Source organism: Streptomyces sp. NPDC049577 (genome assembly GCF_040675635.1).
Lineage (GTDB): Bacteria > Actinomycetota > Actinomycetes > Streptomycetales > Streptomycetaceae > Streptomyces.
On the sequence record NZ_JBFAPH010000117.1, the window covers coordinates 1 to 17,513 of the forward strand.

Genomic DNA, 17,513 nt, shown 5'->3' on the forward strand with positions numbered 1-17,513 from the left:
CGTGCCGGTGCCTCTTTGCTCAGGGTGGGGGCCGGTCCGGCACCGCTGGTCCGGTTGTGGCCGCTTCTCGCCGTCGCGGCGGGATGGAGGGGCCTCGGGGGCGTGGGGGCTTGCCCCCAGCTCGCTTGGGCCGACCGGGGGAACCCCGGGAAACACGTGAATGCGCCGTAGGCGACAGGGCACTGCACGGGAATGGCACCCCTGAAAGCCGCAGCCCGCCCCCTCCTGGCCTCCGTCTTCCTCGCCAGCGGGTGGCAAACCCTCCGGCACCCCGAGCTCCTCGCCCCCGCCGCCGCGCCCGTCGCCCTGGCCTTCGCACGGCGAGTGCCCTGGCTGCCGGCCGATGCCGAGCGGCTGGTACGGATGAACGGCGCCGTGGACGTCGGGGCCGGCGCGCTGCTGGCGACCGGGCGGGTGCCGCGGCTCGCCGCGCTCGCGCTGGCCGCGAGCCTCGTGCCGACCACGATCGCCGGGCACCCCTTCTGGAGCGAGGACGACCCCGGGAAACGGATCCAGCAGCGGATCCAGTTCCTCAAGAACCTCTCCATCCTCGGCGGCCTGCTCATGACCGTGGCCGCCGGCCGTGAGGAGCGCCACCGATGAGCGAGTTCGTACGGTCCCGGACCATGCCGGCCCTGCCCGAGGTCGTCTTCGATCAGGCCTGCGACCTGGGACGGCTGGACAGCTGGCTGCCCCGCGACCTCCACGTCCACCCGGACAGCCCGCCCGGGGTCACCGTGCACGAGGACCGCACCGGCGAGGACGCCGCCGCGCTCGTCCGCGTCGACAAGGAGGAGCTGCGGATGGAGTGGGGCACCCGCGAGACCGGCCGCTACACCGGCTGGTTGCAGATCGCGGGCGCCGGCGGCGGGACCACCGAGGTGACCGTGCACCTCACCTTCTTCGACGAGGCGCACGCCCCCTCCGACAGCGCGGTCGAGCAGGCCCTGGAACAGAGCCTGGACCGACTGGCGGAGGAGGTCCGGCTGCGCGCCGACGCCCCGGAGGGGCCGGGCTGAGGCCCGCGCCCGTCAGCGGGCCCGCCGCAGGCCGAACGCCACCAGCACGGCGGTCACCGCCACCACCGCCGCGTCGACGCCCAGCCCCAGCCTGATCCCGCCCAGGGTCGCCGACGCGAAGGACGCCCCGTCCGAGCGCAGGGCCGTGATGTGCGCCGAGGCGAGCGCGCTCAGCAGCGGGATGCCGATGGTGATGCCCACCTGCTGCGAGCTGGTCACCAGCCCGGTGGCCAGGCCCTGCTCGCCGTCCGGCAGCCCGGAGGTGGCGGTCACGCCGTAGGAGACGATCGCCCACAGATGGCCGACGCAGGCGACGGCCGCGGCCGCGAGCGCCAGCCAGGCGCCCGAGTCGGTGCGCAGACCCAGCAGGGCAGCGGTGCAGACGGCCTGGACCAGCAGGCCGGTCACCAGCGTGCCGCGGGTCCCGAAACGGGCGATGACCTTCGGCGCGGTCATCCCGGCGACCGCGGCGAAGACGCCCTGCACGCCGAAGACCAGGCCCGTGCGGAAGGCCGAGAGCTCCAGCACCTCCTGGAGGTACAGGGTCAGCAGGAACACGACGGTGCTCATCATCGAGAAGGTGATCAGTCCGGCGAGGTTCCCCCAGGCCACCGTCCGCCGCCGCAGCATCGGCAGCGAGACCAGCGGCTCGGCGGCCCGGGACTCCACGACGACGAAGCCGGCCAGCAGCAGGGCCCCGGCGACGAGGCCGGTGATGACGTCCGCGCCGCCGAAGCCCCGCTGGGCCGCCGTCGACAGGGCGTAGATCAGGGCGAGCAGACCGCCGGTCACCGTGACCGCGCCCGGGAGGTCCATCCGGGGCCGCTCGCTGTGCCGCGACTCGGTGAGCAGGCCCGGTGCGACGGCCAGGACACCGGCGCCGGCGAGCGCCAGCAGACCCATCGTGGAGCGCCAGCCGAGGAAGTCGGTCATCACGCCGCCGAGCACCATGCCCACGGTGAAGCCCAGGGAGAGCAGCGTGCCGCTGATGCCCAGCGCCCGCTCGCGCTGCGGGCCCTCGGCGAAGGTCGTGGTCAGCAGGGACATACCGGTCGGCACGATGACCGCCGCGCCCAGCCCCTGCAGGGCGCGCCCGGCGAGGAAGGCCGCCGGGTTCCACGCGAAGGTGGCCAGCACGGACGCCAGGGCGAACAGGGCGAGCCCGGTCAGGAAGAGCCGGCGCCGCCCGTAGAGGTCGGCGATCCGGCCGAAGAGCAGCAGGAAGCCGCCCGAGGGCAGCGCGAAGGCCGTGACCGCCCACTGGAGGTCGGCCTGGCCCATGCCCAGGTCGTCACCGAGGACGGGCAGGGCCACGTTGAGGATGGAGAAGTCGAGCGCGACGATGAACTGCGCGGCGCACAGCACCATCAGGATCAGCTTGTCGCGGGTCGTCATGCGCGCCGGTTGCGCCGCGAGGGGCGGGGCGGTGGTCGGGGTGTCGATCGCCATGCGTCCACCCTCGGGTCCGCGGAATACCGCTGGGGAGAACGCACTTATGGTGGTGGTCGCACCACCAGTCACGAGGGGGACCCGTTGACCGCCGTACCGCACGCACGCGCCGCCGCGCCGCGCCGCCGCCACGAGCTGCGGGAGTTCCTGATGAGCCGTCGGGCCCGGGTGAGCCCGGCCGACGCCGGCCTGCCGGACGGCGGGGCCCGCCGGCGTACGCCCGGGCTGCGCCGGGAGGAGGTCGCGGTCCTCGCCGGAGTGGGTGCTTCCTGGTACCAGTGGCTGGAGCAGGGGCGGGACATCACGGTCTCCCCACAGGTCCTCGACGCGGTCGCCCGCGTGCTGCGGCTGAAGGGCCCCGAGCGCCGGCACCTGTACGTCCTCGCCGGCCTGAACCCGCCGCTGCCGGAGGCGGAGCTCGCCGGGGACTATCTGTGCGACGGGATCAAGCGCCTGATCGACGCCTGGATGCCCCTCCCGGCGCACGTGATGGACGCCTACTGGAACACCATCGCCTACAACGAGTCCGCCGGCCTGGTCATGGGCTTCCGCCCGGACCAGCGGCAGAACTGCCTGATCACCTTCTTCACCGACCCCGTCTACCGCGCCCGCTCGGCCAACTGGGAGGCCAACGCCCACCGCGTCGTCGCCCAGTTCCGCGCCGCCTGCTCGGAGCGCCCGGACGACGAGGGCTTCCAGGAGATCCTCGACGAACTCTCCGCCGAGAGCGAGGAGTTCCGGGAGCTGTGGGCCCGGGGGGACGTCAGCGCCCCCGGCCAGCTGCGCAAGGAGCTGGAGCACCCGCTGGTCGGCACGCTCGCCTTCGAGAGCACCCAGCTGCGCGTCCCGGAGCGGCCGGACCTGGCGATCGTGCTGCACAACCCCTACCCGGGCACGGAGACCGCCGCCAAGCTGGAGTGGCTGAACTCCCCGGAGGGCCGCCGCGGCAGCATGTTCCCGCTGGCCGGCTAGCAGGCGCGGGACGGGCGTTCACTATGCTCCGGCCATGACGGACAACGCAGAGGTCACCGTGCAGGACCCCGAGGACCGCAAGCTGATCACCCTGGCCCGCGCCACCCGCGCCCGCAACGCCGTCCCCGAGGGTGCGGCCGTCCGGGACGAGACGGGCCGCACGTACGTCGCCGGCACCGTCGCCCTGGACTCGCTGCGGCTGAGCGCCCTGCAGACCGCCGTGGCGATGGCCGTGGCCAGCGGCGCCCGCTCGCTGGAGGCCGCGGCGGTCGTCAGCGAGGCGGCGGCCGTCCCGGACGCCGACCGCGCCGCCGTCCGCGACCTGGGCGGACCGGACACGCCCGTGCTGCTCGCGGGCCCGGACGGCACCCCGGGCGCGGTGATCACCGCGGGATAAGGGGCGCTGTTCGGCGGGGGCCGGACGATCGGGGACAATAACTGTCATGGATAAATCCTCGTCCCCGTCCCAGGCCCCCCACCGCGCGGGCTTCGCGTGCTTCGTCGGCCGCCCCAACGCGGGCAAGTCGACCCTGACCAACGCACTGGTGGGGACCAAGGTCGCGATCACCTCGAACCGCCCGCAGACCACCCGCCACACCGTGCGCGGCATCGTGCACCGCCCGGACGCCCAGCTGGTCCTGGTGGACACCCCCGGTCTGCACAAGCCGCGCACCCTGCTCGGCGAGCGGCTCAACGACGTGGTCCGCACCACCTGGGCCGAGGTCGACGTGATCGGCTTCTGCCTGCCGGCCGACCAGAAGATCGGCCCGGGCGACCGCTACATCGCGGCCGAGCTCGCCGCGATCAAGAAGACTCCCAAGGTCGCGATCGTCACCAAGACCGACCTGGTGGACTCCAAGGCCCTCGCCGAGCAGCTGCTGGCCATCCAGAAGCTCGGCCAGGACCTCGGCATCGAGTGGCAGGAGATCATCCCGGTCTCGGCCGTCGGCGACAAGCAGGTCTCCCTCCTCGCCGACCTCCTCGTGCCGCTCCTGCCGGAGAGCCCGCCGCTCTACCCCGAGGGCGACCTGACCGACGAGCCGGAGCAGGTCATGGTCGCCGAGCTCATCCGCGAGGCCGCCCTGGAGGGCGTCCGCGACGAGCTGCCGCACTCCATCGCCGTCGTCGTCGAGGAGATGCTCCCCCGCGAGGACCGCCCCAAGGACAAGCCGCTCCTGGACATCCACGCCAACGTCTACATCGAGCGCCCCAGCCAGAAGGGCATCATCATCGGCCCGAAGGGCGCGCGCCTGAAGGAGGTCGGCATGAAGTCCCGCAAGCACATCGAGGCCCTGCTGGGCACGCCGGTCTTCCTGGACCTGCACGTGAAGGTGGCGAAGGACTGGCAGCGCGACCCGAAGCAGCTCCGCAAGCTGGGCTTCTAGCCGAACGGGGACGGGGGCCGGACCCTCGCGGCGGTGGGTCGTCGCCATCGCGGCGGACGGTTCTTCTGCCGCCGCGACGGTGAGCGGCCACGACGCGCCGGTCCGGCGGTGTGCGAACCGGGCCGCAGCCCTGCGAGGCTCCGCCGGACAGGCGTCAGGCCCCCTCCTTCAGGACTGTCCGGATCAGTTCGCGCTGTTCCTGGGTGAGGTGCGGGTCCGCGAGGTGCACCGAACGGCCGTTCACCTTGATCTCGTAGTGGAAGCCGTCCGGTACGCCCTTGTGCGAGGACTCCCGGCCCGGTGCGAGGGCGCGGTGGGCCAGGGCTTCGAGGTGGGTGGCGTCGGGCCGGCCGGTGGTGTCCAGTTCGGCCCGGCGCTCGATCCCGGCGAAACCGCCGGTTCGCGTGATGACGATCCGCATGACGTCATTCTTGCCCCGGATCGCGGGGGCCATGGGCCATCAGGACGCCGGAACGCCCACTTGCTGCCACGCCTTGAGCACGGCACCGATCTCGTCGCCCTCGCCGTACAGGCTGCGGGCCACCGCGGCGGTCAGCCGTGCGAAGTCCGCGAAGCCGGCGTCGGCGGCGAGCTCGCCGCCGGTGAGGGTGTCGTACCAGATCTTCCCCGCGCGCTCCCAGGAGTGGCCGCCGAGCTCGGTGGCCAGCAGGTAGAAGGCGTGGTTGGGGATGCCGGAATTGATGTGGACGCCGCCGTTGTCGCGGTTGGTGTGGACGTAGTCGTCCATGACCGCGGGCTGCGGGTCCTTGCCGAGGACGTCGTCGTCGTACGCCGTGCCGGGGGCCTTCATGGAGCGCAGGGCCGTACCGGTGACATGCGGGGCCAGCAGGCCCTGGCCGATCAGCCAGTCCGCCTGGTCGGCCGTCTGGCCGAGCGCGTACTGCTTGATCATCGAGCCGAAGACGTCCGACAACGACTCGTTCAGGGCGCCGGACTGGCCGTAGTACTCGAGGTTGGCCGTGTGCTGGGTGACCCCGTGGGTCAGCTCGTGGCCGATGACGTCGACGGACACGGTGAAGTCGACGAACAGCTCGCCGTCCCCGTCGCCGAAGACCATCTGCTCGCCGTCCCAGAAGGCGTTGTCGTACTTCTCGCCGTAGTGGACCGAGGCGTTCAGCGGCATGCCGGCGTCGTCGATGGAGCGCCGGCCGAAGACGTTGAGGTAGAGGTCGAAGGTCGCGCCGAGTCCGGCGTGGGCGCGGTTGACCGTGGCGTCCTTGGCCGGGGCGTCGCCCTCGGCGTGGACCTTGCGGCCGGGCAGCCGCTCCAGGTGCCCGGAGTCGTAGATCGTCCGCTGCGGCTTGTCGGACGGCGTGCCGGCCGAGGAGTCCAGCGGGCGCAGGCCGGTCACCCGGCGGCGGGTGCGCAGCAGGCCGTCGTGCTCCAGCGTGCGCCGCGCCGGTTCGTAGAAACGCGGATCGTCCGTCTGGGCGAGCCTGTCCAGCACGTGTGGGGGGACGATCGCGCAGAACGTCCTGTTCACGGTGGGGTTCATGGCGTGCAATCTGGCACCGGCCCCCGGGGCTGTCACTCCTTGGCGCGGTGATTCATGAAAATGAGTGGTTGAGCTCCCTTTTTCCGGTACAGGACCGCATCGCCACCCCCGAGCTCGGACGCCCCGCCCGTCCCGCATCGTGGAACGGTCCGCCGCGTCGCGCCCGTCTCGGCTAGTGTGCTGCGCACCATGCGTGACGTGCTGCTTCTCCTTAGCTGCCGCGGTGAGGGCCTGTAGTCGTAGGCCGACCCCCTCCCCGCGGAGTCTCGGCGTACGCGGGCACCCGTGAGCTGCCCCGTCGGCCTCGCCCCACGGACCACCACGGACCATCCGAGGAGACCCGAGCAGATGCCCGAGCAGCCGCAGCAGCCCGCCACCGCCGTCGGCCGTCCCACGCCCCTCACCGCCGCCACCGTGACCCAGAGGCCGTCCGGGATGCCGGTGCACAAGTACCGCCCGTACGACGCGGTGGACATCCCCGACCGCACCTGGCCCGACCGCCGGATCACCAAGGCCCCCCGCTGGCTGTCGACCGACCTGCGCGACGGCAACCAGGCGCTGATCGACCCGATGTCGCCCGCCCGCAAGCGCGAGATGTTCGACCTGCTGGTCCGCATGGGCTACAAGGAGATCGAGGTCGGCTTCCCCTCCTCCGGCGCCACCGACTTCGAGTTCGTACGGTCGATCATCGAGGAGGGCGCCGTCCCCGAGGACGTGACGATCTCCGTCCTCACCCAGGCCCGCGAGGAGCTGATCGAGCGCACGGTCGAGTCGCTGCGCGGCGCCCACCGCGCCACCGTGCACCTCTACAACGCCACCGCGCCCGTCTTCCGCCGGGTGGTCTTCCGGGGTTCCCGCGAGGAGGTCAAGCAGATCGCCGTCGACGGCACCCGGCTGGTCATGGAGTACGCCGAGAAGATCCTCGGCGACGAGACGGTCTTCGGCTACCAGTACAGCCCGGAGATCTTCACCGACACCGAGCTGGACTTCGCCCTGGAGGTCTGCGAGGGCGTCATGGACGTCTGGCAGCCGGAGGACGGCCGCGAGATCATCCTGAACCTGCCGGCGACCGTCGAGCGCTCCACCCCCTCCACGCACGCCGACCGCTTCGAGTGGATGTCGCGGAACCTCTCCCGCCGCGAGCACATCTGCCTGTCCGTCCACCCGCACAACGACCGGGGCACCGCCGTGGCCGCCGCCGAGCTGGCCGTCATGGCCGGCGCGGACCGGATCGAGGGCTGCCTGTTCGGCCAGGGCGAGCGCACCGGCAACGTCGACCTGGTCACCCTGGGCATGAACCTGTTCTCCCAGGGCGTCGACCCGATGATCGACTTCTCGCAGATCGACGAGATCCGCCGCACCGCCGAGTACTGCAACCAGATGGAGGTCCACCCGCGCCACCCCTACGCGGGCGACCTGGTCTACACCGCCTTCTCCGGCTCCCACCAGGACGCCATCAAGAAGGGCTTCGAGGCCATGGAGGCCGCGGCGGCCGCCGCCGGCACGACCGTGGACGACATCGAATGGGCCGTGCCGTACCTGCCCATCGACCCCAAGGACGTCGGACGCTCGTACGAGGCCGTCATCCGCGTCAACTCGCAGTCCGGCAAGGGCGGCATCGCGTACGTCCTGAAGAACGACCACAAGCTGGACCTGCCGCGCCGGATGCAGATCGAGTTCTCGAAGATCATCCAGGCCAAGACGGACGCCGAGGGCGGCGAGGTCACCCCGCAGGAGATCTGGTCGGTCTTCCAGGACGAGTACCTGCCGACCGCCGACAACCCCTGGGGCCGCGTCGCCCTGCGCGGCACCCACACCTCCACCACGAGCGAGGGCCGCGACGCGCTGACCGTCGAGGCGGTCGTCGACGGGCGCGACACCGTGCTCACCGGCACCGGCAACGGCCCGATCTCCGCCTTCTTCGACGCCCTCGCCGCGATCGGCGTCGACGCCCGGCTGCTCGACTACACCGAGCACACCATGAGCGAGGGCGCCAGCGCCCAGGCGGCCTCGTACATCGAGTGCGTGATCGACGGCCGGGTGCTGTGGGGCATCGGCATCGACCCCAACACCACCCGGGCCTCGATCAAGGCCGTCGTCTCGGCGGTGAACCGCGCGTACCGGTGACGCGGGTCCGCGGGCCGTCAACGTGACGGCCCGCGGAACCACCACATCCGGTGGGCCTCGCACCGCTTTCGGCCAGTGGCCGCCGGAAGTCGGCGCGGCGAGGTGCTGACGCCGCATCACACGTGTGGCTAACATCACGTCAACGCGGCGACGAGGCCGTGGCGTTATGGAGGTGCGCCGTGATGCACGCGCAAGGCCGACACAGCCCGGACCGGTGTGTGGTGGGCGTACGCACCGTATGGCGCACCGTCGGCGACGGCGAGTTCTTCTGCCCCGGCTGCGGCGGCGACCGCAACTACCACCGCCGCACCGGGCGCCGCCGCCTCGTCGTGTTCGGCGTGCCGCTGCTCTCGCGCGGTCCGGCCGGTCCGGTCGTCGAATGCACGGCCTGCCGGGAGCGGTACCCCATGGACGTCCTCGACCACCCCACCACCACCCGCTTCTCCGCCATGCTCCGCGACGCCGTGCACACCGTCGCCCTGGCGATCCTCGCCGCCGGCGGCACCGAGGCCCGCACCGTCCGCCGCGCCGCCGTCGGCGCGGTCCGGGCGGCGGGCTTCGCCGACTGCAGCGAGGAGCAGCTCGTCACGCTCATCGAGGCCCTCGCGGCCGACACGGGCCGGCTCCCGGGCCGCTACGCCACCCCACCCGGCCCCGCCGCCGGCCGCCACGGCTTCGACCGCTGCGGCACGGCCCTGGTCATCGAGCTCCACGAGGCCCTCGAACCACTGGCCCCGCACCTGGCCCCCGCGGGCCGCGAGGCCATCCTCCTCCAGGGCGCCCGCATCGCCCTCGCGGACGGCCCGTACCGGCCGGCGGAGCGCGAGGTGCTGGCGACGGTGGGCCGCGCGCTGACCCTCTGCCCGGAAGAGACGGACCGCCTCCTGGCGGCGGCGCGGACGCCGTCGTAGGGGGAGATCCCCGTCAGCCCGCCGAGCGGCGAGCGCACGCACGTGGTCACATCGGCGTGTCCCGCCGCGACCAGCCGGGCGGCCACGACGCCGCCGATCGCTCCGACACCCACCACGGCAACGGTAGTCGTCGGATGATCGTAGGCTGCGGTCGTGGATCTTCTCGACGACGCCTATGAAGTCCGGGCCGGTGTGCCGGCCGTCGACACCTACCGCCGGCTGCGCGACGCCACCGGGCTCGGCGCCAAGTCGCCCGAGGGGTCGGCGATCGGGTTGCCCAACACCTGGTACGGAGTGACCGTGCACCACGACGGCGAGACGATCGGCATGGGCCGGATCATCGGCGACGGCGGCTGCTTCTTCCAGATCGTCGACATCTGCGTCCTCCCCGCCCACCAGGGCCGGGGACTCGGCAAGCGCATCATGGCGGCCCTCACCGCCGAACTGGAGTGCCGCGCGCCCGCCGGTGCGTACGCCTCGCTCATCGCCGACGGCGACGCCCGTCACCTCTACGCGAAGTTCGGCTTCGCCGACCCCGCGCCCGAGTCCATCGGGATGGCGCGGCAATTCTGACGTGTGCCGCCCGGCACCGGGCCGATGATCTTGAACTGGGCCGCCGGCGCGGCCCATTCTCGTCGTCATGAACTCTCGGCGTCTCACCGGTACGACCCTGACGGCGCTCGCCGCCGTCGTCCTCGTCGCCTTCTCGTCCCCCACCGCGTCGGCCGAATCGACGGGGTGCCGGACGGTCGCCTCGAAGAAGGCGCCCTCCGGCTACACGCTGGCCTGTTCGGAGCCCGGGCCGGAATTCCCGTTCTTCCGCCAGGAGATCGAGCGGAGGACACCGTTCGTCACGCCGCAGCTGCAGGCCAAGCACAGCTGCGGGGAGCTCAGCCGGCACGACACCATCATGTACTTCGAGGCCCGCGACAAGTGCCGGGCCACGGCCCGCTACCTGGTGGTCAACGGCGGCGAGCTGCACCGATGACGACACGGCCGGCCGCCCGGCACCGAGGGCGCCGGGCGGCCGGCCGGTCGGGCGGGTGTCAGCAGGAGGCCCGCTGGATGACGTGCGCCACGGCGTTGTAGAACTCCGCCGGGTAGGTGCCGTTCGCTGTCCAGTCGTGGTGCTTGCTCGGCCACATGGCCTCGGGGTTCCTGACCGAGGCGGTGGTGAACAGCGAGTTGTTCGCCCCGTCCCGCAGGTCGAAGCGGGCCCACCAGATGTCGCCGCTGAGCGTGAAGGTCGTCCACGTCGTCGCGCTGAACGTGAACTTCCCGTCCGGGTAGATCTTGAGCATGCCACCGGTCTGGTGGCAGTCGCCGACGCTCAGATCGCCCCAGCTGTACCACTTGTAGTCGGCGGCGACGCCCGACGTGGCGGGGGCGACGTCGACGTCCGGGGCCGCCCACGCGGGGGCGTTGAGGGTGAACATGGTCGCGAAGACGGCCACCGCGGTGATCAGGATCCGGGCCGCTTGCCGCAGGGGCCTCATGCGCGGCTCCCCTCGGCCGGTGGCTGCTGGAGGCTCCCGGAGCCGGCGTTGGTGAAGCCGGCGCTGCCGTGGGTACCGGGACTGGCGGTGCCCGGGTTGGGCGTGCCCTGGTTGGCGGTGCCCGGGCTGGCCGGGCCCGGGTTGGCGGTGCCCGGGTTGGTGAGGGCCGGGCCGCCCGAGTTCCCCTGACCCGAGTTCCCCAGGCCGGCGTTCGACGGCCCGGAGCCGAAGCGCACGCTCCGGGCGGGCGTTCCGGACGACTGCCAGCTCGTACCCGCGCCGACGAGCGTCAGCGGCTGCTGACAGGAGGCGTCCGCGTACACGATCGCCGTGGTGTCCGTGATGTTGGCGGCCCTGCTCGCGCCGCCGGACAGGGGCAGGCAGTGGTCGTTCGGCGGGTTGGCGATCGTCTCGTTCGTCCCCGTGTCGGACCGGACGTACGCGAACTGGCCGTTCGCCGCCTGCGCGCTCATGGGCAGCCCCACCAGCAGACCCAGCGCGGCGGCGACGGGCAGGGTGGTTCTGCACAGCCGCTGCGTCACACATCGTGACGTCATGGGCACATCCCCCCTCGAATCAGGATTTACCGTGCTTGCAGCAGAGTCTGCCGTCTTGCCGGGGGCGATTCGGAGCAGGAGGGGAGGATTACCCGATTGGGTGACCAGTCGGGCAAGAGGGGCGCAGGTGGGGTGGCGCGGTCGTCCGGGGAACGGGCGGGCGTTCGGGGTGACGGGCCGCGCGGCGGCTCCGCCGGATCAGCGGTCGTAGGCCCCGGCCTTGGTGCGCTCCAGGAGAGCGCGGAATCTGCTGGGAGCGGCGCTCGCAACGGCCCTCGGGGTGTCGCCTTCCCGGAGGAGGATAGCGCCGGCGGCCACCGCTATCTCGACGCATTGCTCGCCGCCGCCTCCCGAGAACGAGGACTTCTGCCAAGCCATTTCGCTGCTCATTGTCCGGCCTTTCACAGTTCCTGTCCGATGTGCTTGATGAAATCCCGGGATCCGGCCGGATCGAGGGAAACGTCCCGCGCGAAGTCGCCCAGTCGGCGATACCTGTCGATGTCGGCGGCGGCATCCAGGTGCCTGCCGCCGAAGGGGGTGTCGATCTGGACGGTGTCCAGCTGAGGCACCACGCCCCCTGCGAACAGGACGGTCTGCGTGACCTCGATGAACTCCTCGCGGGCGAAGGGGATGACGCGCAGGGTGACATGAGGCCGTTCCGACGCCTCGATGAGGTGCTCAAGCTGTTGGCGTGCCACCTCCCGGCCGCCGATACGCATCCGCAGGGCCGCCTCGTGAATGACGGCTTCGAACGGCGCGGGTGATTCGCGATCCAGGATCGCGCGTCGCTTCAGGCGGTGCTCCACACGGGCTTCGAGCTCATCGTGGGGCAGTGCAGGGATGACGCTTTCGAAGAGTGCCCGCGCGTATGCCTCGGTCTGGAAGACCCCGGGAAACGTCACCGGCTGAAGGCACCGGATGTAGGTGGCGTGGTGCTCGAGCTCGGCGATGTCGAGGAACCCCGGTGCGAGAACACCACGGTAGGCGTCCCACCAGCCCTGGCCGCGGTGTTCGCGCGCGATCGCGCAGAGTGCCTCGATCAGTGCTGCGTCGTCGCAGGAGTAATACGCCGCGAGCCGGCGGATCCGCTCCTCGCTGATGCCGATGCGTCCGGCCTCCATGTGACTGATCTTCGCCTGGTCGGTCGAGAGCAGGGCGGCGGCCTCACGAGCGGCCTTGCCCGCGCGCTCGCGCAGCTTCCGTAGCTCCGTGCCCAAGCGCACTTGGCGGGCACTCGGGTTCTCCCTCAGCGGCATGCCACCTACCTCTGTTCGCGCAGCGTCGCGCGCAACTGTGCTGGCGTCCACCTCTCCGGGTGGCTCCCGTGTGACAACGTTGCCCAGGCGCATAGTTGCCCCATACGGTCCTCGCATCGTCGCACACCGCACGCCGTGAGTATGCGAACTCACGTGACCGGCAAGCCGGTTGAGAGGAAAACCATGAGCATCGCCACGCTCGACAACCCCATCACCGTAGCGCCCGGCGAGGGGGTGGGCCCCTACCAACTGATCGCCCCCGCCACCGGATCCACCGCCCGCCTGGCCCGCCGATTTCTCGCCGGTGTGCTCGAGGCCGCCGAGCACCCGCCCTCGCTCTCCTCCTCGACGACGCCCGCGTCTGCGTGTCCGACGCCGTCGCCAACGTCGTCCAGCACGCCCGCGTACGGACCCTCGCCGTCGAGGTGACGGTCCGTCCGCACAGCCTTGTGGTGGCTGTGCGGGACGACGACACCACGCGGCTGCCGTGGGCCCGTCATCCCGGACCGGACGACGAACGCGGCAGGGGGCTGATGCTCGTCCGGCGGCTCTCCCACGCCTCCGGCGTGACCTGGGTGTGGGACGGGCTGGAGATCGTCGGCAAGCGCGTCTGGTTCGAGCTGCGCGACAGGGAAGATGCTGATCCCATCGGGCCCGCGTAATGTCCTGCCGTCAAATCCCCATTACGCAGGAAGTCCTTCATGGTTCCGGATCTCGTCAGGACGTGGGCAGCCGGCTGGGCCGTCTCGCGGGCCGCGCCCCCGCCGGCCGAGCACCGCAGGCGCGGCCTCGGCGCCTCCCCGGAGGGCCGCGCGCTGTACGAGACGCTCGGCTGGAAGACGCACGCCCCGCTGGCGGCGTGTGTATACCGTCCCCATGAGTGACGACCGGCCGGTCACCGGCGCCCTGCACCACATCGAGCTGTGGGTACCCGACCTCGGCCGCGCGGCCGCGAGCTTCGGGTGGCTGCTGGAGGCGCTCGGCCACGCGCCGTACCAGCGGTGGGAGCACGGACGCAGCTGGCGGCACCCCGGCGGTACGTATGTCGTCGTCGAGCAGTCGCCCGCGCTCGCCGCCGAACCGCACGAGCGGCACGAGAGACGAAGGCCCGGGCTCAACCACCTGGCGTTCCACGTCGAGGGCCGGGCCGCCGTCGAGGCCCTCGTCTCGGAGGGTGCCCGGCACGGGTGGCGGCTGCTGTTTGCCGACCGGCACCCGTACGCCGGAGGCGACGCGCACTACGCCGCGTACCTGGAGAACGAGGACGGCTTCGAGGTCGAGCTCGTCGCGGCCGAGCCGCCCGGCCGGAGCAGTGGTCCGGGTACGGGACAATGACCCCATGAGTCTGTTCCGCGACGACGGCATCGTCCTCAGAACCCAGAAGCTGGGCGAGGCGGACAGGATCATCACCATCCTCACCCGCGGTCACGGCCGCGTCCGGGCCGTCGCCCGGGGGGTGCGGCGCACCAAGTCGAAGTTCGGGGCCCGGCTGGAGCCCTTCTCGCACGTCGACGTGCAGTTCTTCGCGCGCGGCAGCGAGCTCGTGGGGCGCAGCCTGCCGCTCTGCACGCAGAGTGAGACCATCGCCGCGTACGGTGGTGCGATCGTCACCGACTACGCGCGCTACACCGCCGGCACGGCCATGCTGGAGACCGCCGAGCGGTTCACCGACCACGAGGGCGAGCCGGCGGTCCAGCAGTACCTGCTGCTGGTCGGCGGCCTGCGGACGCTCGCCGCCGGCGAGCACGCGCCGCACCTCGTCCTTGACGCCTTCCTGCTGCGCTCGCTCGCCGTCAACGGGTACGCCCCCAGCTTCGGCGCCTGCGCGAAGTGCGGAATGCCCGGTCCGAACCGGTTCTTCTCGGCCGCCGCGGGCGGCGTCGTCTGCGGGGAGTGCCGGGTTCCGGGAAGCGTCGTACCCTCCTCGGAGTCGATCGAGCTGCTCGGCGCGCTGCTGACCGGGGACTGGGCGACGGCCGACGCGTGCGAGGCGCGCTACGTCAGGGAGGGCAGCGGCCTGGTGGCCGCCTACCTCAGCTGGCATCTGGAGCGGGGGCTGCGGTCCCTGCGCTACGTGGAGCAGTAAGGAGAAGTGGCACCGATGGCACGACGCGGGATTCTGGGCCGTTCCCGACGCGATTACCGCACCCCCGACCCGCACCCCTCGGGCGCGCGTCCGCCGAAGATCCCCGGCGAGCTGGTCCCCGAGCACGTGGCGATCGTCATGGACGGCAACGGCCGCTGGGCCAAGGACCGCGGCCTGCCGCGCACCGAGGGTCACAAGGTCGGCGCCGAGCGGGTGCTGGACGTGCTGCAGGGCGCGATCGAGATGGGCGTCGGGAACATCTCCCTCTACGCCTTCTCGACCGAGAACTGGCGGCGCTCGCCGGACGAGGTCCGGTTCCTGATGAACTTCAACCGCGACTTCATCCGCAAGACCCGCGACCAGCTCGACGAACTCGGCATCCGGGTGCGCTGGGTGGGCCGCATGCCCAAGCTGTGGCGGTCCGTCGCCAAGGAGCTCCAGATCGCCCAGGAGCAGACCAAGGACAACGACCGGCTCACGCTGTACTTCTGCATGAACTACGGCGGCCGCGCGGAGATCGCGGACGCGGCGCAGGCGCTGGCGGCCGATGTGAAGGCCGGCAGGCTCGACCCGTCGAAGGTCAACGAGAAGACCTTCGCGAAGTACCTCTACTACCCGGACATGCCGGACGTGGACCTGTTCCTGCGCCCCTCCGGCGAGCAGCGCACCTCGAACTACCTGATCTGGCAGAGCGCCTACGCGGAGATGGTCTTCCAGGACGTCCTGTGGCCGGACTTCGACCGCCGCGACCTGTGGCGCGCATGCCTGGAGTTCGCCCAGCGCGACCGCCGGTTCGGCGGGGCGATCCCGAACGAGGAGCAGCTCGCGGCGCAGGAGGCTTCCGCCGGTGAGTGATCGCCTCACGGCGGGGGATGCCCTGACGTTCGAGTACGAGCTGACGGCCGCGGACATCCGGTCCGCGCTGAACGGCCGCACCCGGGCCGTCCGCAGCGCGCGGCTCCAGCGCGTGCTGCTGCCGGTCTGCTGGGCGCTCCTCGTGGTCGCCATCATCGCCCCGCACGGGCCGGGCGGGGTCGCGGGCAAGGACTGGTCCGTCCTGGGCGGAGCCACCGTCGCGGTGGGGCTGTTGCTGCTGGCACCCGCCCTCCAGGCACGGGCCTTCCACAAGACCACGCGGTTGCAGGGATGGACGCGCACCACGGTGGGGGCCGAGGGCCTGACCGGGGTGTCGGCGCACTCGTCCCAGCGGATGGCCTGGACCCTCTTCGGCCGCTACGTCGAGCGGAAGGACGTCTTCGTCCTGCTGAGCGCCGACAGGCGCGGCGGATGTCTGATCGTCCTGCCCAAGCGGGCCCTCACCGCCCCCGGTGACGTCGACCGTCTCCGGGCGCTGCTGGATGCGCGCCTGCCCCGCGCGTAACGCCGCGCAGACGCGAAACCGCCCCGGGCGTCACATGACGCCCGGGGCGGTTTCACATGTCCGGGTCAGCCCTGCGCGGCAGCGCTCGCGCAGTCCCCGCACGTGCCGAAGATCTCGATCGTGTGGGCGACGTCCACGAAGCCGTGCTCCTCGGCGATGGAGTCGGCCCACTTCTCCACGGCCGGGCCCTCGACCTCGACCGCCTTGCCGCACACCCTGCACACCAGGTGGTGGTGGTGCCCGCTGGAGCAGCGGCGGTAGACCGCCTCGCCGTCGCTGGTGCGCAGCACGTCGACCTCGCCCGCGTCGGCCAGCGACTGCAGGGTGCGGTAGACGGTGGTCAGGCCGACGGAGGCACCGCGGTGCTTGAGCATGTCGTGGAGCTCCTGCGCGCTGCGGAACTCGTCCACCTCGTCGAGCGCGGCCGCGACCGCGGCCCGCTGCTTGGTGGCTCGGCCGCGTACCGGGGGACCGGCGGTCGCCACAGTTGCCTCCTCAAGCTCGCTGAACACCCATCGCACGTGTTGCAGGGCCAATTGTGCCAGGCCCGGCGTACGACGCGGTACGAGATCATTTGCCGGAGGCGACCCTTACGTCGTCCGTCGCACCGGCCGCGCCGGCTTCCTCCTCCAGCGTGCACCGCTCGGCCTGTGCCGCGCGCCCCGCACGGCCCGCGCGCCTTCGGGCGAGGGGCGCGGCCAGCGCGGTCAGGGTGACGAAGAGGCCGATCGCCAGCAGGACGATCGTCGCGCCGGAGGGCACGTCCACGTAGTACGAGGTGACGGTGCCGGAGACGGTGACGAGCACGCCGATGGCCACGGCCATCGCGAAGGTCGTCGCGAAGCTGCGCGCGATCGCTTGCGAGGCGGCGACCGGGATCACCATCAGCGCGCTGACCAGCAGCAGCCCGACGACGCGCATCGCGACCGTGACGGTCACGGCGGCGGTGACCGCGACGAGCAGGTTCAGCAGCCGTACCGGCAGGCCCGTGACGCGGGCGAACTCCTCGTCCTGGCAGATGGCGAACAGCTGCCGGCGCAGCCCCACGGTGGTGATGATCACGAACGCGGCCAGCAGGCAGATCGCGACGATGTCCTGCTGCGAGACGGTGGTGATCGAGCCGAAGAGGTACGTGGTGAGGTTGGCGCTGGAGCCGCTGGGGGAGAGGCTCATCAGCATCACGCCGCCCGCCATGCCGCCGTAGAAGAGCATGGCCAGGGCGATGTCGCCGCGGGCCCGGCCGGAGGAGCGGATGAGCTCCATCACCACGGCACCCAGCACGCACACGACGGTCGCCATCCACACCGGGCTGGTGTTGAGCAGGAAGCCCAGGCCGACGCCGGTGAGAGCGACGTGGC

Annotated in this window: 24 protein-coding genes and 1 pseudogene; 15 read left to right on the forward strand and 10 right to left on the reverse strand. The window is 71.8% G+C overall.

Annotation, left to right across the window (positions count from 1 at the left end; all coding sequences use genetic code 11):
* The first annotated feature begins 192 nt into the window (after nt 1–192).
* A complete protein-coding gene (locus AB0K09_RS15430) occupies nt 193–603 on the forward strand; it encodes a DoxX family protein (protein ID WP_366065859.1) in 411 nt (136 codons plus the stop codon).
* On the forward strand, nt 600–1,019 hold the full coding sequence (locus tag AB0K09_RS15435; protein ID WP_366065860.1) for an SRPBCC family protein: 420 nt from the start codon (nt 600–602) through the stop codon (nt 1,017–1,019). Before AB0K09_RS15430 ends, AB0K09_RS15435 begins: the two co-directional genes overlap by 4 nt.
* Nucleotides 1,020–1,031: 12 nt before the next feature.
* Here the strand turns inward: AB0K09_RS15435 and AB0K09_RS15440 are convergent, their stop codons facing one another.
* Nucleotides 1,032–2,468 carry an MFS transporter gene (locus AB0K09_RS15440; RefSeq protein WP_366065861.1) on the reverse strand — a complete coding sequence of 479 codons (1,437 nt, stop codon included), beginning with the start codon at nt 2,466–2,468 and terminating at the stop codon, nt 1,032–1,034.
* A gap of 150 nt (nt 2,469–2,618) precedes the next feature.
* Here AB0K09_RS15440 and AB0K09_RS15445 point away from each other — a divergent pair, with 150 nt between their 5' ends.
* From AB0K09_RS15445 to era, 3 genes are read left to right on the forward strand one after another with little or no spacing between them, the layout of a single operon-like run.
* Nucleotides 2,619–3,440 carry a helix-turn-helix transcriptional regulator gene (locus AB0K09_RS15445; protein ID WP_366065881.1) on the forward strand — a complete coding sequence of 274 codons (822 nt, stop codon included), beginning with the start codon at nt 2,619–2,621 and terminating at the stop codon, nt 3,438–3,440.
* Nucleotides 3,441–3,474: 34 nt separating this feature from the next.
* Nucleotides 3,475–3,837: a cytidine deaminase gene (locus AB0K09_RS15450; RefSeq protein ID WP_366065862.1), complete on the forward strand. Its 363-nt coding sequence runs from the start codon at nt 3,475–3,477 to the stop codon at nt 3,835–3,837.
* Between the two features lie 46 nt (nt 3,838–3,883).
* Nucleotides 3,884–4,825, forward strand: a complete 942-nt coding sequence (gene era, locus AB0K09_RS15455) for a GTPase Era (RefSeq protein ID WP_366065863.1) — start codon at nt 3,884–3,886, stop codon at nt 4,823–4,825.
* Nucleotides 4,826–4,979: 154 nt separating this feature from the next.
* Here the strand turns inward: era and AB0K09_RS15460 are convergent, their stop codons facing one another.
* Entirely contained in the window at nt 4,980–5,246 is a 267-nt protein-coding gene (locus AB0K09_RS15460) for a protealysin inhibitor emfourin (protein ID WP_366065864.1), read from the reverse strand.
* Nucleotides 5,247–5,285: 39 nt separating this feature from the next.
* Entirely contained in the window at nt 5,286–6,341 is a 1,056-nt protein-coding gene (locus AB0K09_RS15465) for a M4 family metallopeptidase (RefSeq protein WP_366065865.1), read from the reverse strand.
* Between the two features lie 348 nt (nt 6,342–6,689).
* Here AB0K09_RS15465 and leuA point away from each other — a divergent pair, with 348 nt between their 5' ends.
* Complete coding sequence (gene leuA, locus AB0K09_RS15470; RefSeq protein WP_366065866.1) at nt 6,690–8,468, forward strand: 2-isopropylmalate synthase; 1,779 nt, start codon at nt 6,690–6,692, stop codon at nt 8,466–8,468.
* A 182-nt stretch (nt 8,469–8,650) separates the two neighbouring features.
* A complete protein-coding gene (locus tag AB0K09_RS15475; protein WP_366065882.1) occupies nt 8,651–9,379 on the forward strand; it encodes a TerB family tellurite resistance protein in 729 nt (242 codons plus the stop codon).
* Between the two features lie 38 nt (nt 9,380–9,417).
* Here AB0K09_RS15475 and AB0K09_RS15480 read toward each other — a convergent pair.
* Nucleotides 9,418–9,495: pseudogene (locus AB0K09_RS15480) on the reverse strand (hypothetical protein); the annotation flags it as partial.
* Nucleotides 9,496–9,532: 37 nt separating this feature from the next.
* Here AB0K09_RS15480 and AB0K09_RS15485 point away from each other — a divergent pair.
* Nucleotides 9,533–9,952, forward strand: a complete 420-nt coding sequence (locus AB0K09_RS15485) for a GNAT family N-acetyltransferase (protein ID WP_366065867.1) — start codon at nt 9,533–9,535, stop codon at nt 9,950–9,952.
* Between the two features lie 67 nt (nt 9,953–10,019).
* Nucleotides 10,020–10,367 (forward strand): hypothetical protein, encoded by a 348-nt coding sequence (locus AB0K09_RS15490; protein ID WP_366065868.1) that lies wholly within the window; start codon nt 10,020–10,022, stop codon nt 10,365–10,367.
* 58 nt (nt 10,368–10,425) lie between these two features.
* Here AB0K09_RS15490 and AB0K09_RS15495 read toward each other — a convergent pair whose 3' ends face one another.
* The 4 genes from AB0K09_RS15495 to AB0K09_RS15510 all read right to left on the reverse strand — a co-directional run bounded on the left by AB0K09_RS15495 (nt 10,426) and on the right by AB0K09_RS15510 (nt 12,688).
* On the reverse strand, nt 10,426–10,875 hold the full coding sequence (locus tag AB0K09_RS15495; protein ID WP_366065869.1) for a DUF6294 family protein: 450 nt from the start codon (nt 10,873–10,875) through the stop codon (nt 10,426–10,428).
* Nucleotides 10,872–11,432 carry a hypothetical protein gene (locus AB0K09_RS15500; protein WP_366065870.1) on the reverse strand — a complete coding sequence of 187 codons (561 nt, stop codon included), beginning with the start codon at nt 11,430–11,432 and terminating at the stop codon, nt 10,872–10,874. Before AB0K09_RS15500 ends, AB0K09_RS15495 begins: the two co-directional genes overlap by 4 nt.
* Before the next feature lie 198 nt (nt 11,433–11,630).
* Nucleotides 11,631–11,822, reverse strand: coding sequence for a DUF397 domain-containing protein (locus tag AB0K09_RS15505; RefSeq protein ID WP_366065871.1), 192 nt, complete (start codon nt 11,820–11,822; stop codon nt 11,631–11,633).
* A gap of 11 nt (nt 11,823–11,833) precedes the next feature.
* Nucleotides 11,834–12,688: a helix-turn-helix transcriptional regulator gene (locus AB0K09_RS15510; protein ID WP_366065872.1), complete on the reverse strand. Its 855-nt coding sequence runs from the start codon at nt 12,686–12,688 to the stop codon at nt 11,834–11,836.
* 293 nt (nt 12,689–12,981) lie between these two features.
* On the opposite strand from AB0K09_RS15510, the gene AB0K09_RS15515 reads away from it, so the two are divergent.
* Genes AB0K09_RS15515 through AB0K09_RS15540 form a run of 6 tightly spaced genes read left to right on the forward strand, consistent with a single transcriptional unit; the run spans nt 12,982 to nt 16,155 of the window.
* Complete coding sequence (locus AB0K09_RS15515) at nt 12,982–13,350, forward strand: ATP-binding protein (protein WP_366065883.1); 369 nt, start codon at nt 12,982–12,984, stop codon at nt 13,348–13,350.
* A gap of 39 nt (nt 13,351–13,389) precedes the next feature.
* The gene (locus tag AB0K09_RS15520) at nt 13,390–13,572 is read left to right on the forward strand and encodes a hypothetical protein (protein ID WP_366065873.1); all 183 of its coding nucleotides are present in this window, start codon (nt 13,390–13,392) and stop codon (nt 13,570–13,572) included.
* Nucleotides 13,565–14,023, forward strand: coding sequence for a VOC family protein (locus AB0K09_RS15525; RefSeq protein WP_366065874.1), 459 nt, complete (start codon nt 13,565–13,567; stop codon nt 14,021–14,023). Before AB0K09_RS15520 ends, AB0K09_RS15525 begins: the two co-directional genes overlap by 8 nt.
* 4 nt (nt 14,024–14,027) lie before the next feature.
* On the forward strand, nt 14,028–14,774 hold the full coding sequence (gene recO / locus AB0K09_RS15530) for a DNA repair protein RecO (RefSeq protein ID WP_366065875.1): 747 nt from the start codon (nt 14,028–14,030) through the stop codon (nt 14,772–14,774).
* Between the two features lie 15 nt (nt 14,775–14,789).
* On the forward strand, nt 14,790–15,629 hold the full coding sequence (locus tag AB0K09_RS15535; RefSeq protein ID WP_366065876.1) for an isoprenyl transferase: 840 nt from the start codon (nt 14,790–14,792) through the stop codon (nt 15,627–15,629).
* A complete protein-coding gene (locus AB0K09_RS15540) occupies nt 15,622–16,155 on the forward strand; it encodes a YcxB family protein (protein ID WP_366065877.1) in 534 nt (177 codons plus the stop codon). The genes AB0K09_RS15535 and AB0K09_RS15540 overlap by 8 nt, the downstream gene beginning before the upstream one ends.
* 65 nt (nt 16,156–16,220) lie before the next feature.
* Here AB0K09_RS15540 and AB0K09_RS15545 read toward each other — a convergent pair whose 3' ends face one another.
* Together AB0K09_RS15545 and AB0K09_RS15550 are read right to left on the reverse strand one after the other, a co-directional pair.
* Entirely contained in the window at nt 16,221–16,640 is a 420-nt protein-coding gene (locus AB0K09_RS15545) for a transcriptional repressor (RefSeq protein ID WP_366065878.1), read from the reverse strand.
* A gap of 85 nt (nt 16,641–16,725) precedes the next feature.
* On the reverse strand, nt 16,726–17,513 hold a 788-nt coding region (locus tag AB0K09_RS15550), incomplete at its 5' end, for an iron chelate uptake ABC transporter family permease subunit (protein WP_366065880.1).